The organism is Bacillus sp. PS196, from assembly GCF_037963555.1.
Lineage (GTDB): Bacteria > Bacillota > Bacilli > Bacillales > Bacillaceae > Bacillus > Bacillus subtilis.
Window position 1 is genome coordinate 3,645,250 of record NZ_CP150159.1, and the last position, 13,586, is coordinate 3,658,835.

Here is a 13,586-nt window from a genome sequence, read left to right on the forward strand (position 1 = left end):
GCACTGCCCTTTCTGTTCTATTTTACCGCTATCGCCTCGTCCTGCTCTTTGAGTGAATCTACGTTATCCTTTGTATCCTCGATATTTTTCTGTACCGCTTTTTTGTAATCTCCGAGCATGGTTTTGATGTTCTCCTCACGCTCATGATATTTTTTCGTATAATCGAGGCTGTTTTTTCCATTGGACCCCGCGGCGCCGATTGATACGTCAGCAAGCGCATCTTTGACAGAATCTAATGTTTTGATTACAGTATCGTATTTCAATTTAATTTCTGACATAAAAAAGATCACCACAATTTAATAGATTTAATTTGATTAACAGCATCCTCCAAGAATTCTTCACCCTTAGCAAGAGTATGACCAGCAAAATTCGCTAGCTTTAATTCTTTGTCATAGAGAAATTTCATAGATTCCAACTGAATAATCTCCATCTGAATCGAAGCCATATACTCGTTATATTTATCATTCACAATCTTAGATGCTTCCGATTTCGCTTCTTCTCTTCCCTTGTCGAAATCATCGGCTTTTGTTCCCGTCCAGTGCTTGCCCAATTCAGGTTTCACAATTTCTTTGATTTCAGTGATTGCCTCTTCTTGCAGCGTGTCTATGTCCTTTTTTGCTTTTTTCAGCTTTTCGATCTTGTCTTCCACGTCGGAAATTTTTCCGTTGAGCGAACTTTTGATATCCGCCAGCATACTTTCATAACCCATCTGAATCACCTCTTAATACTCAAAAAGTCGTATGGAGGGGCTGATGAAGATAGACTTTTCCATACTTTATTTCCATATATTATATTTTAAAATAGCCAGAAGGCGGCTTAAATAGGGTAAATGGCTTAATTTAGGCATATAGCGCTCTTGAAATGTAGGTATTTGATCTTGTTTTTGTTCGTTATACAGCTAATGAAAACGTTTTTTAAAATGAAATCACCTAAAGTCATAGTTATAAAGGCACTTGAAAGAGGCAGATGTTGTTGGCCTGCCTCTTACCGTGCTGAGCTTATTGTTCATCAGGTCGATCACGTCTGATTTTGTCTTTGGCTTCTATTATTCCCCGCTTCTGACCCTTTGGATCAAAAGCTTGTATTAGCTGCAGTCCCAGTTGTACAGAACGTTTGAAAAGTCTTTTTTCCTTAGATCGTCAGGTGTGATGAAAAAATTGGCGATGCCGACGTCTCCCCACATTGAATCGATATCATCGTCTGAATCAATTTGTAAAAGCATGATGGTGTGTTCTTTATATGCGTATTCCCGTGGATCATGCTGGGTAAAAGAAGCGTATCCGCCGATTTTATGGCCAAATCCGTTTTCAGCCAGTTCATTATAAATGTCTCCTTCATCCTCGCCGAACTGACCAAAGAACTCCATTGTTTCCATGCCCGTATACTGCTCAAATTGAAAATCTGTAGGCAGCACCCATTCCGAAGATTTCACAGGCTCGACTGCCGCTTCTGATAAAATTGGAAAATCACATTCGCCTGTGCCGATAAATGAAAAATCAGAAACAAGCTCGTCTTCGTTTTCTACGATATTTTCAAAATAGATCACTCTGAAATTCTTTTGTTCACATCGATCGTCAAAATTCAATCCATAGACGTCATCATGAACAGAAATGTAGAACTGCAGGATACCTGAAGAAGGGTAGCCGTCAAGCTGGGGAATGTGTGAGAAATTAATCTGTGCCAGAAGCTTCATCGGCTGTCCATTTTCATCAGTCGGGTATGTTTCATGCTTGGGGAAATAGGGATCACCGGCAATTTTGCTGTCATATCGTCCTGTTTTCCCTTTTCTCACATTCAGTTTCACGTATTCTTTCGCTGATTTCTCCAGCAAGTCGCGGTACGGTCTCATTTTTTCGGGCAGATGATTCATCAGATTCTCTCCTTTTCCGGCATCTCCAAGGTTTTATTTTCTGGTTTTCTTCGTTTCTTCTAATGTTTTTCAAACGATTGTTTAAAGAAGCCCTACTTCTGTATAATTTTCCAAACAATAGTTAAATAGTAGCAAATGTATTCAGCCCCCCGCAATAGATGAAAAAAAGGACTGGTGCGCAACCAGCCTTTCTTTTTCATCTATTGAATTGCACCTGACGGAACAACCGCCTTCCGACCGACAGAATAATACTCCACTCCTGAAGCCGCAGCTTCATCCAATGTGTAGCAGTTTCTGCCGTCAAATATGAGCGGCGATTCCATCAAATCCCGATAAGCCGCTAACGGAAATTGTTTAATGTCAGCCCAGTCGGTTAAAATCATGACGGCGTCAGAACCTTTGACAGCTTCCTCGATCGTCTCTTTATATTCAACAGCTTGCGGGAGAACATGCTTTGCATGGCTAACTGCAATGGGATCGTAGGCTCTGATACGGGCGTCGAGCGCAGCGAGACGGTCTGCAATAACAATTGACGGCGCTTCTCTCATATCGTCCGTATTCGGTTTAAATGACAGGCCTAAAAGGGCAATCGTTTTTCCCGTCACCCCGCCGAGCCTGTTCAGCGCTTTATCAACCAGCATCGCCTGCTGATTGTTGTTGACTTTGATAACCGATTTCAGCAGTTCAAAATCATGCTCGACATTGCCGGCAATTTGCACGAGGGCGTTTGTGTCCTTTGGAAAACAAGAGCCGCCGTAGCCTATGCCCGCTTTTAAAAACTGGCTCCCGATCCGCTTATCCTGTCCCATCCCGTATGCGACTGCTTCAATATCGGCGCCGACCTTTTCACATATATTCGAAATTTCGTTTATAAAACTGATCTTAGTGGCCAGAAAAGCATTTGAGGCATATTTGATCATCTCGGCGCTTCTGATATCCGTTTGGTAAATCGGGATTTGAAACGGACGGAAGAGCTCCTCCAGCGTATTTGCTGTTTTCTCATCGGCCGTCCCGATCACGATCCTGTCACCATGAAAGGTATCATAGATCGCCGACCCCTCACGCAAAAATTCCGGATTGGATGCAACCGAAATACTGACAGGCTCCGCTAGATGTTCAGTGATCAGTCCATTAATCAAATCGTTTGTCCCAACGGGCACTGTGCTTTTCGTTACCACGACTGTATCTCGTTTGACATGCTTTGCGATGCGTTTGGCCGCATCTGTAATTTGCTCCAGATTGGCGTGCCCGTCGCTTTTCTGCGGTGTGCCGACCGCTATAAAAATGATGTCTGCCTGTGCCAAGCCTTTCTCATAGCTCGTTTCAAAGTTCAGCCGTCCATCAGCTGTATTTTTTCTCATCAGCTCTTCAAGACCTGGTTCAAATATGGGGGAAATGCCCTTTCTCATTTCATCAATCTTGTGAGCGTCAATATCAATGCAGGTTACATGATGTCCAATCTCAGAAAGAGAAACACCTGTCACAAGACCGACATAGCCTGTTCCGATGACTGTTATATTCATTGTTTCCCTCCAACAGTTAAATTGCTGCTTTGCAGCTTCCGTAATATCGTATGAGAACATCCTATCATGAATGCGAATGATCTCCCGCATAGCCTGTCGGGTACAGCCTGTACAGATTTCTGAAATGTGATTCAATCATACAATACACTATTATATCGCTCTCAAAAAGAAAGTGGTGAAATGAGAATCGGCTGTTAAAAAAGACCAAACAATTTTCTTCTTTTGACCGGTTGCGGAGGCTGTCTGAAGATGGTCTGATTCCGCAGGAGAAGCTCTGCATTTTCCGTCAGCATATAAGGAAGTTCCGAGCCGAATTCTTTCTCTAGAAGATAAAGAGCCTCTTGAGTGTGAAAATTTCTCGTTTTCACATTATGGGCATCTGAGGCTACGAAATGGATCAAATTGGCTTCAACCAGCCGGAGAGAAAATGCTTTCAGCTGCTTGCCGAAGGTCCCCGCAAGACTTCCTGAAGTAATCTGAGATGCTGCTCCTTTTTCCACAAGATGATACAGCAAAGACGGGTTTTCGCGAATTTCCCTGTTGCGTTCAGGATGGGCGATAACCGGAATATATCCTTTCAGCTGCAAATCATAAAAAAGCTGCTCCGCATATCGGGGAACGTGATCAAACGGAAACTCAATCAAGATATATTTTGTATCATTCAGCGAAAGCAGCTGCTGTTTGGCAAGGTCTTGTTCCACCTCGCCGTAGATTCTGATTTCCTGTCCCGGAAGCACATGTAAAGGAATGTCTTCTTTGATTAAACGTTTGTTTAACTGATTTGCTGTTTCTCTGACTGCGGCTGGCTCGTTTTTATACACACCGTTGTTATGATGAGGTGTCGCAATGATCGTCCGGATTCCCTGACGAACAGCGGCTCTTGCCATTTCTATGCTGTCGGCCGAATCACCTGCCCCGTCATCCAATGCGGGAAGAATGTGACAGTGAATATCGATCATGTCCTAGCCCCTTTTTTCGCAAAAATAAATAACGGGCACGATGCACGTTATTTATTTTGCATGAAATTGTCCTTGTTTCCGTAATATCCGTATTCAGAGTGCTTCGAAAGCTTTTTGCCGTTCATAATCGCCCCGAGGAGCTTGCTTTTGCACGTTTCAAGCGCCTCTTTCGCTTTTGCGGCTTGTTCTTTTTCTGTTTTCCCGCTTGAAATAACCAGAACAGAACCGTCTGCCACGTTGCCTAAAATCTGTGCATCTGCTACGGCAAGAATAGGCGGCGTATCAAAAATGACCATATCATATGCCGCACACGCTTCGTATGCAAGCTCCTTCATCCACTTCGAGGAGAGAAGCTCGGCCGGGTTTGGCGGGATCGGGCCGCTCGTCAGCACGTCAAGATGTTTTTCATTCGATGCTTGTACAGCCTGCTCCATAGAGCTTTTCTTTAATAAAACAGATGTTAAGCCAACCGTATTTTCAAGAAAAAAGGCAGTATGTACTGTTGGTTTTCGCAAATCAGCATCAATCAGGAGCACTTTTTTTCCCTGCTGGGCGAATACGACAGCCAGATTGGCGGCCGTTGTTGATTTTCCTTCCCCCGGACAAGCCGATGTAATCATGACTGATTTCATTTGCCGGTCCACTGAAGCAAATTCTATATTCGTGCGAATCGTCCGATATTGTTCAGAGTTCAAGGATTTCGGCTCTGTCATTGCAATGACATTTCTCCGCATCCACGAGTCTCTGCTTTTTCTAAGCGCCAAAATGTCCACTCCCCGTTTTTTCAGATTGGAAACCCTGTAAGGTCTTTGCTGTTTTCTGCTCATTCGCAATGGTGGAAACTGTCCCTAAAACAGGTATGTCCAGCAAGGATTCGAGCTGCTCTTCCGATTTGATCGTATTATCCAAATGCTCAAGCAGGAAGGCCAGTCCGATGCTTCCCGCCAATCCGGCCGCAAACGCGATGGCAATGTTTAGAAGCGGCTTTGGCGATACAGGGGACGGATGTTCTGAAACCTCGGCTTTTGACAGAATGCTGACATTGTCAACATTCATAATGGATGTGATTTTGTCTTGAAAAACAGATGCTATAGTATTGGCAATATGAGCCGCTGTTTCCGCGTTTTCATCCTTGACTGATATGTTGACCACTTGGGAGTCCTGTTCGCTGGATACGGTAATTTTGTCATTCAGTTCTTGGGATGTCATCGACAGGCCCATTTCTTTAATGACTTCATCTAAGATGGCAGGGCTTTTAATGATGACATTGTACGTATTGATTAACTGAAGATTGGTTTGGACATCGTTAAATTGAACTTCTTTTCGTTCATTTTTCGATTGGTTGACCAGAATCTGAGTTGAATTTTCATAGATGGGTGTAAGTGCGAAGAAACTAATGAGTCCGCCGGCAGCAGTGGCAGCTGCGGTTACAATCATAATCAAAAGTATGCGTTTTGTTAACGTTGATAATATCTCTTTTAAGCTAGTAGATTCTCCCATGATACCTCCAAATCTCTTATAACATCCTTTTCCATTTACGATTATACAACGTTGAAACCGCATTTCTCCAGCTTTTCACGTGACATAATTCGACATTTTTTACAAAACGATATGTTACTCTTTTTTATGTAAGCGCTATATTTACTGTGTTGACAGTGCTGTCTCATTTTCTCTTATTCGTGCAGTCACGTAATCTCGCATAAAAAAATCCCGCTAAAGGCGTGCGGGATTTTTATGTTGCATATCCATTTTTAATATGAGAAATCAAATTTTCAAGCATTTCCTTCGTCGTCATCTCAGATGACTGCTCACCAATTTCATGTGCATGCATCAAAATTTTCAGAAATTCTTCTTGATTCAATTTCTTTTCACTCATCTTTTTTTTCCTTTCAGCTTCCATTAAGTTGAAAACACGATTATTATATGATGCTGGTTATCAATTTGCAATCTCTAATACATCATTCGACACATCCCATTTTTTATGTCCTTTTTTAGGAAAAACTTTTTAAGGCCGATGTGTTGCGATATAATAGAGAAATTGGATCTTTTTATTACGTGACTCGGTTAGGAGCGATAATCATGCTTCAGAATATGATTTCCAAAGACGATGTGCTGGCATCTGCTGAACAGTTAAAAGAACTTCTTCCTTACAATGAGGAAAATGTTCAGCTGATCAAAAAAGCCCTTATTTTATATCGGCAGGATTCAGTCTATCGTTTACAAGCAGTGAGTCCGACGGAAGTTACGGCTTACGTGCAGGATGTTGTGCCTGTGCGGGTCACATTGAACTTGTTTGTCATAGTCAAAAGCGGCTGTTCATGTCCGTCCGGAAGAATCTGCCGCCATATGCTGGCTGTGTTTTTATATGTATATGCAATGTTCGAGCGAGTGGGTACTTTTACAGAGTATTGGCTGGAGAGGGAAAAGCTTGAGGAAAGCAAAGAGCTCGTCCGCCGCCAGTTTCAGGAAAAGGTGCTGCCTAATGAAGAATCGCTTTCAAGCTGGCTTGCTTTTTTTGATTCAGAGTTTTCTCTCTGGCAGGCACGTACGCCAGAAGGCAGCCAAAACATGCAGGGCCTCTATTACGGCTACCTGTCCGCATTAAAAAAACATGCGCCGAACAAGCCGGAGCTGAAAAGCCTGTATCAGATTCATTCCGCGATTGCGGTTTGGCTTCGCATGTTCACATTGATTGAAGCGGGCAAGCTGAACCCCGAACAAGATTTTTATTCCCTCAATCCGTACGTTGAACAGCTGATGGATACAATCTACAGCTCTATTGACAAATTAAAAACGTACGCGCTGTCTTTTGCGCTTGATCCGTTTTTGGATAAAACACCGGATGTTATCCGACCTTTGCTGTTGAAAGAAGAAATTTTCCAATATGAACGCATCCGCGTCTTCGGTGAAATTTGGAGTGCGCTGCTGTCGCGGCCAAAATGGGTGGCACGCGAACAGGAGATATTGAAAAAAGAAGCTGGACGGCGTTTTTCTCCCGAATTGCAATTCGGGCGCCTGCATTTGGAATTCCTGCAAAAGAATGATGACGTTATTTTTGCGGAAGCGGATCAATTCCCGCCGGAAGCGCTCCCTTATACGTTCCAATGGCTGAGTGAAATGACTGCCAAGAAGGACTGGAAACGGCTTAAAACATGGTACCAGCAAATTGAGCCAATTGCGATGGGTTATACGAAGCTGGATAAGCCGTTTAAAGAGATTCGCGATGTGATCGGCGAGCTGTTCCTTCTGTTGAATGCCTATGTGAAGCAAACCAATGATCAAGCGCTGTTTGAACGCTTTGCCGCGGGCTGTCTGCCGTATACGTTCACAGAATACAGCCATCATTTATATGAAAAAAAACGCTATGCCGAGTGGATTGAAATTCATAGCCTTGTCGGCTTTTCCATCAATGAAATGGATAAAATGATGCTCAAGGAAATTGCAGCGAGCGACCCTGAGGCGCTTATACCGGCTTACCATAGAGAAGTGGCTTTTTTCATTGATCAGAAGAACCGCAGCTCGTACAAGGAAGCCGCCCGGTATTTGAAAAAATTGCGCACCCTGTACAAAAAAGCGAAAAAGCAGAAGATGTGGGAGCGGTATATTCAGCTGCTGAGCTCGCATTACAAGCGCCTGCGCGCGCTTCAAGAAGAACTGCAGAAAGGAAAGTTGATTGATGGCGAGTCTTAAAGAAATTCTCATCCACGTCGAACAAATGGAAGATGGGTCATTTACGCTCTCAGCCTTTGATGAGAATGAGCAGCCTCTTCCCTACAGCCATATGAAAAAGCATTTGTTCCAATGGCATGAATCCTCATTTTACGGAACCTTTCTAGAGGATGTCAGCTTCATCGGGACGACTGCTGTCCTGCTATCTCCATGGATGACTGTAGAGCTTCTCGGCAAAAACTCGTTCAACTCATTCAGCTCCGTGCAGCTTACAGAAGAAACGGAGCCGCTGATCGAGGCGGCATCGACCATCTATGAATTTATCGCGGACGGCGATTTTATGCCTGACTATGACGCATGGACAAACGGTGTTTTTCGCTGGAAGGACCGCGATAATATACTGGAAGGCTTTACTGCGGAATGGTTTTCCGCTGCCGTACAGGATTACATCCAATACGACGATGACCTGCGGGAGAAATGGGAACATATCAAGGAGAAATCGCCTGCGGTTACGTCATTCCGCGGCCATTTTCTTGATGAAGAGGATTTTCTGGAAGGCATTGGCTGGATTGACGACCAATCTCCATTTACTGTCGGCTTGCGCTTAAATGAACCAGACTTTGACGGAGACGAATGGAAGATCGAGATGTTTTTACGCGATAAAAAGAGCGGCGCTGTAGAATTCTTTGACGGACTGAAGAGCCTCAAAAAATCGTGGCAGGCGTACAGCGATAAAATCGCGCGTGAGCAGGACCGCTTTCACAGAACGGTTCCGTGGCTGTCGTTTGATTCCGGGACAACGCTGATCTCGGAGGAAGAAGCCTGGATCTTCCTGTCAGAAGCAAGTGAGACGCTTGTCGATATGGGGGTAGAAATCCTCCTGCCGTCCTGGTGGCAGATTGTCAGAGACAGCAACATGATGCTGAAAGCAAAGGTGTCGTCCTCCCCGCGCGGCGAGTCATTTGTCGGCATGAATGCACTGCTTGATTTCAACTGGCGGTTTGCGACAAATGGAATTGAACTGACTGAGGCTGAATTTAATGAGCTTGTCGCCAGCAACAGGCGCCTTGTTAATATCCGCGGGCAATGGGTTAAAATCGATCCGCAGTTTATCAAACAGATGAAACGCCTGATGGAAAAAGCAGAATCAGAGGGACTCCACATGTCTGATATTCTGGCGCGTGAGCTAATGGATCAGCAGGAGGGCGGACTTGAGGATTCGGATCTGATTGATACATCCGCTTTCGCCGGCATTCAGTTTGATCTGTCTAAACAGCTCAGGTCACTGATTCGAAAGCTCACTGCCGCGGAAAACCTGCCGGAGCACGAAGTCAGTCCTTCTTTCAAAGGAACGCTCCGCCCTTATCAGAAATACGGCATGAACTGGCTGCTGTTTCTTCGGGAAAGCGGTTTTGGCGCCTGTCTGGCTGACGATATGGGGCTTGGGAAAACGATTCAAATGATCGCCTATTTCCTTCATGTGAAGGAAAGCGGCCGGCAAAAAACGCCTCATTTGATTATTGCGCCGACATCCGTACTTGGCAACTGGCAGCGGGAGCTTCAAACCTTTGCCCCTGATCTGTCTGTCGCGCTCCATTATGGGCCGCGCCGGCCAAAGGGTGATGATTTCGCCGCGCATTATGAAAACGCAGACGTGGTGCTCACTTCATACGGTCTGTCACATGCCGATACTGAAGAGCTTTCTTCTGTGACATGGAACACGATCTGCCTTGATGAAGCGCAAAATATTAAAAACGCGCATACGAAGCAGTCACGCGCAATCAGGAAGCTGAAGGGGCTTCACCATATCGCGCTGAGCGGCACGCCGATGGAAAACCGACTGACTGAGCTGTGGTCTATTTTTGACTTCATGAATAAAGGCTACCTCGGCAGTTTGACCGGCTTCCATAAACGCTATGTGCTGCCGATCGAAAAAGACCGGGACGAAAAGAGAATCGGACAGCTTCAGCAATTAATCCGGCCATTCCTTCTCCGCCGGACGAAACGGGATGAAGAGGTCGCGCTTAATCTTCCTGAAAAGCTGGAAGAAAAAGAATTTATCCCGCTTTCAGCCGAGCAGGCATCCCTTTATGAGCAGCTCGTCAAAGACACTTTTGACCATATGACATCCCTGACCGGCATGCAGCGAAAAGCGCTGATCCTCAGCATGCTTGGACGGCTCAAGCAAATATGCGATCATCCCGCGCTTTATTTAAAGGAAGAGCAAACCGAGCTGCTGGCCGGCAGATCAGTCAAGCTTGAAAAATTGCTGGAACTGATGACAGCGATCCGCGCCCAAAACGAAAGCTGTCTGATTTTCACGCAATACATTCAGATGGGGAACATGATGAAGCGGCTGCTTGAAAAAACGTTCGGGGAACCTGTGCAATTTTTAAATGGGAGTCTCTCCAAGCAAGAGCGGGATACACTCGTTGAGAAATTTCAAAGGAAAGAATATCCGACACTGATTCTCTCACTCAAAGCTGGAGGCACCGGACTTAATTTGACCGCCGCCAATCACGTCATCCATTATGACAGATGGTGGAACCCGGCGGTTGAAAATCAAGCGACTGACCGTGCATACCGCATAGGCCAAGAGCGCTTTGTCCACGTTCATAAAATGATTACGACGGGAACAATCGAAGAAAAAATTGATGTCATGCTTGAATCCAAGCAAACCCTGAACGATCAAATTATCCAAAGTGAAAACTGGATTACCGAGCTTTCCACACAGGAGCTCGAAGAATTGTTTACATTAAGCGCAACAGCGCAATGATCATGACTAAAAAAGCTGGCTCTGAAAGAGCCAGCTTTTTTCCGTTCATAGCCGTCACGCCGAATTTCAAAAAATCCGTTACGCCGGTTATCAACAGGATGCACTTTTGGAGCAGCACATATACCTACAGCAAATGTTTCATCATATGTGCGACACCATGTTCGTCATTGGTTAAGGTGACCGCATCGGCTATCGATTTGATGTCTTCCCGGGCATTGCCCATCGCTACACCTTTTCCCGCAGCCTCCAGCATCGATTTGTCATTTAAACTGTCACCTACAGCAGCGGTTTCCTCGAGCGGAATATTCAGCTGTTTTGCAAGCCTCTTCAGCGCCTGCCCCTTGGAAGCTTTGCGGGAAGAAAGCTCAAAGTTGTGCTCAGCCGAACTGACAAGCGTCAAATCTTCGGCATGCTCATATCTTTTCCAGCCTGCCTCAAGCTTTTCTTTGAAGAAAGAAAAGCCGAGAATATTGTAAAAATCGATTGGCTGATCGACTTCAAACAGCTCTTGAAAGGAGTTAATGTAAGCAAAGCCCGATTGGCTGTATTGCACCTCGGCCGCCTGCTTAAGGACAGAAAGATCCGCTTCCGGATTTGCGCTTCTGAATCTGTCGAGCTCAACATCAAGAAGTTCTCTGCCGTTTTGCGGCGTATAAATCGCTGAACCTGTGAATACCTCATAATAATAGTTTTCCGACTCAAGCCATGAGAGAATGTCATACGCCCGTTTCTTATCAATCGTTTCGTGATGATAAAGCCTGCCGTCGGGATCGTGAATGACGGCGCCGTTTGCACTGATGACCCATGTTTTGATCCCCAGCGGTTCAAAGATTGACATGACGTCAAAATGAGCGCGCCCAGTTGACACCACCACTTCAATGCCGTCCCGCTGCGCCTGCCGCAGTGCGTTTTCATTTTCCAAGCTTACCTGATGCTTGCTGTTGAGTAAGGTTCCATCTAAGTCAATCGCAATTAATTTCACGTTTGTCAGTCCTTTCCTTCATCCTGCTCTGTCACGAGAAGCTCAACGCCGTTTCGGTCAAGCAAGTCACAAAATGCCTGATTCGGCAGCCTGTCTGTAATCAAGAGGTCGATTTCATTCAGCTCCGCATACTGATAAAAACTGGTGCTGCCCAGCTTAGAATGGTCTGCAAGCGCGATTACCTGCTTTGCCTGCTGTATCATTTTCCGCTTCACCATGCCATCCTCTTCATGTGCAATTGTAATGCCATGTTCGGAAATACCGACCACACCAATCAGCGCTTTATCAACATGGTAGCTTGAGAGCTTTTCAATCACAGAGGACCCGTACAGAAAGCGGTGCTCCTTTTCCAGCTTGCCTCCCAGCAGATAAATTTCAATTCCCTCTTTATCGGACAGCACATCCGCAAGATTAATCGAATTGGTGATTACCGTACAATCAACCGCATTCAAATGCTTTGCACATGCTTGAACAGTTGTAGAGGCGTCTAAAATCACCCGGTCACCATCATGAATAAGCGATGCTGCAAGCCTGCCGATCTTATTTTTTTCCTCAGACACTGTTTTCAGGCGGCCGGAATAGCTTTGAATTTTCTGATGCACAGTCGGCAAAATGGCGCCGCCTCTTGTGCGGATGATGGCATTCTGTTCCTCAAGTTTCACAAGATCTCGTCGCGCTGTATCCCTTGACACTTGCAGGAGCGTACAGATCTGCTCCGTTGTAATTCGGTTATGCTGTTTTAAAAAATCCAAAATCGCTACTAATCTTTCTTCTTGGTACACGCCCTCATTCCTTTTCTCAGCAATCATTTATAAGTAATTATAAGTTTTTATTTGATTTTATTCAACATTAATAAGTGGTTTTAAGTAAAAATGCGTCGAGAGAACCAATTTTTCCTAAGTAGGCAAAAAGAAAGAACCAGTCTGGTCGACTGGTCAATTTTGAGGGGATGATGCGAAGATCCGGATAATAGTGAATGGATAGATAACGGGAGGAGCAGGGGTGTCAATCAGCAGCTTTTTCCCGGGGTTTAGGGTCCATAAAACGAACAGTGTCAGCCAACACTTCTGTTACATACACGTTAACGCCTTCCGCGTTTTCATAGCTTCTTGTCTGAATCCGTCCGCTTACGCCGACGAGAGAACCTTTTTGGCAATACAACGCCGTGTTTTCAGCTGTTTTTCTCCAAAGTGTGCAATTGACGTAATCAGCTTCGATTTCACCTGAAGCATTCTTGAAGCTGCGGTTCACCGCGAGCGTAACATGTGCAACTGCCGCACCGACGGAAGTGTAGCGAAGATCAGGATCTTTTGTAAGACGTCCGACAAGCATGACCTGATTGAACATGCGATTCCTCCTCTCCTTGCGGTTGTATGTATTGTAAATGATGCAACAAGAAAAGAAAAACGCTTAAAAATGGCTTTCAGCCTCTGTTTTTATCTTTCGTTTTCATTTTTCCTTCAGCTAAAAACATCTTTTGCTTTTTTCCTTTGAAGAAATATGTACTTTTTAAAAAACGGAAAAAGATTTGCTTTGTCAGCCAGTTTTGCGTATTCATGCGCACATAGGAAGAGCCATCCCACGCAAACCACTGAAAGCTCAATTTTTTTTCCGGCATTGACAGCTTGATTTTATACTGCTCCATGCCATCTTGTGTTTCGTATAAAAAACTTATTCTTCCTTTTTTGTTCAGATGAACCTCAAACACTTCTTTACGGCTTAACATATATGTTACTTCCTTTTGAATCAAATGACTTTCAGAAGGAACGCCGTCAATATAAATTTCTTTTAAATGAAATTGATTCAT

14 protein-coding genes and 1 pseudogene are annotated in these 13,586 nt (G+C 44.7%); 2 read left to right on the top strand and 13 right to left on the bottom strand.

What is annotated here, in order from left to right; translation table 11 throughout:
- Window positions 1-17: 17 nt before the first annotated feature.
- From NST79_RS18875 to NST79_RS18915, 9 genes and pseudogenes are all read right to left on the bottom strand, one after another.
- Window positions 18-278 carry a YwqI/YxiC family protein gene (locus NST79_RS18875; protein ID WP_003221757.1) on the bottom strand — a complete coding sequence of 87 codons (261 nt, stop codon included), beginning with the start codon at window positions 276-278 and terminating at the stop codon, window positions 18-20.
- 8 nt (window positions 279-286) lie between these two features.
- Window positions 287-709: a DUF5082 family protein gene (locus NST79_RS18880; protein ID WP_017696586.1), complete on the bottom strand. Its 423-nt coding sequence runs from the start codon at window positions 707-709 to the stop codon at window positions 287-289.
- Window positions 710-925: 216 nt separating this feature from the next.
- Window positions 926-1,009: pseudogene (locus NST79_RS18885) on the bottom strand (hypothetical protein); the annotation flags it as partial.
- A gap of 75 nt (window positions 1,010-1,084) precedes the next feature.
- A complete protein-coding gene (locus tag NST79_RS18890; RefSeq protein WP_212060303.1) occupies window positions 1,085-1,870 on the bottom strand; it encodes a YwqG family protein in 786 nt (261 codons plus the stop codon).
- Between the two features lie 200 nt (window positions 1,871-2,070).
- The gene (gene uglF, locus NST79_RS18895) at window positions 2,071-3,393 is read right to left on the bottom strand and encodes a UDP-glucose 6-dehydrogenase UglF (protein ID WP_116315766.1); all 1,323 of its coding nucleotides are present in this window, start codon (window positions 3,391-3,393) and stop codon (window positions 2,071-2,073) included.
- A 194-nt stretch (window positions 3,394-3,587) separates the two neighbouring features.
- Window positions 3,588-4,352, bottom strand: coding sequence for a tyrosine-protein phosphatase (locus NST79_RS18900; RefSeq protein ID WP_144482891.1), 765 nt, complete (start codon window positions 4,350-4,352; stop codon window positions 3,588-3,590).
- 47 nt (window positions 4,353-4,399) lie between these two features.
- Entirely contained in the window at window positions 4,400-5,116 is a 717-nt protein-coding gene (ptkA, locus tag NST79_RS18905) for a tyrosine-protein kinase PtkA (RefSeq protein WP_042975530.1), read from the bottom strand.
- On the bottom strand, window positions 5,106-5,852 hold the full coding sequence (tkmA, locus tag NST79_RS18910) for a protein-tyrosine kinase activator TkmA (protein WP_015251052.1): 747 nt from the start codon (window positions 5,850-5,852) through the stop codon (window positions 5,106-5,108). Before tkmA ends, ptkA begins: the two co-directional genes overlap by 11 nt.
- Window positions 5,853-6,084: 232 nt before the next feature.
- The gene (locus tag NST79_RS18915; RefSeq protein WP_003242876.1) at window positions 6,085-6,228 is read right to left on the bottom strand and encodes a hypothetical protein; all 144 of its coding nucleotides are present in this window, start codon (window positions 6,226-6,228) and stop codon (window positions 6,085-6,087) included.
- Between the two features lie 203 nt (window positions 6,229-6,431).
- Between NST79_RS18915 and NST79_RS18920 the strand changes: the two genes are divergently transcribed.
- A complete protein-coding gene (locus tag NST79_RS18920; protein ID WP_212060301.1) occupies window positions 6,432-8,042 on the top strand; it encodes an SWIM zinc finger family protein in 1,611 nt (536 codons plus the stop codon).
- Window positions 8,029-10,797 (top strand): DEAD/DEAH box helicase, encoded by a 2,769-nt coding sequence (locus tag NST79_RS18925; protein ID WP_129010254.1) that lies wholly within the window; start codon window positions 8,029-8,031, stop codon window positions 10,795-10,797. The genes NST79_RS18920 and NST79_RS18925 overlap by 14 nt, the downstream gene beginning before the upstream one ends.
- Window positions 10,798-10,921: 124 nt before the next feature.
- Here the strand turns inward: NST79_RS18925 and ywpJ are convergent, their stop codons facing one another.
- The 4 genes from ywpJ to ywpG form a co-directional block, all read right to left on the bottom strand.
- Complete coding sequence (gene ywpJ / locus NST79_RS18930; RefSeq protein WP_212060300.1) at window positions 10,922-11,779, bottom strand: phosphatase YwpJ; 858 nt, start codon at window positions 11,777-11,779, stop codon at window positions 10,922-10,924.
- 5 nt (window positions 11,780-11,784) lie between these two features.
- Window positions 11,785-12,561, bottom strand: coding sequence for a transcriptional regulator GlcR (gene glcR, locus NST79_RS18935; RefSeq protein ID WP_003244075.1), 777 nt, complete (start codon window positions 12,559-12,561; stop codon window positions 11,785-11,787).
- Window positions 12,562-12,784: 223 nt separating this feature from the next.
- Entirely contained in the window at window positions 12,785-13,126 is a 342-nt protein-coding gene (ssbB, locus tag NST79_RS18940; RefSeq protein WP_212060299.1) for a single-stranded DNA-binding protein, read from the bottom strand.
- Between the two features lie 76 nt (window positions 13,127-13,202).
- Window positions 13,203-13,586: a DynA interaction protein YwpG gene (gene ywpG / locus NST79_RS18945; protein ID WP_029318736.1), complete on the bottom strand. Its 384-nt coding sequence runs from the start codon at window positions 13,584-13,586 to the stop codon at window positions 13,203-13,205.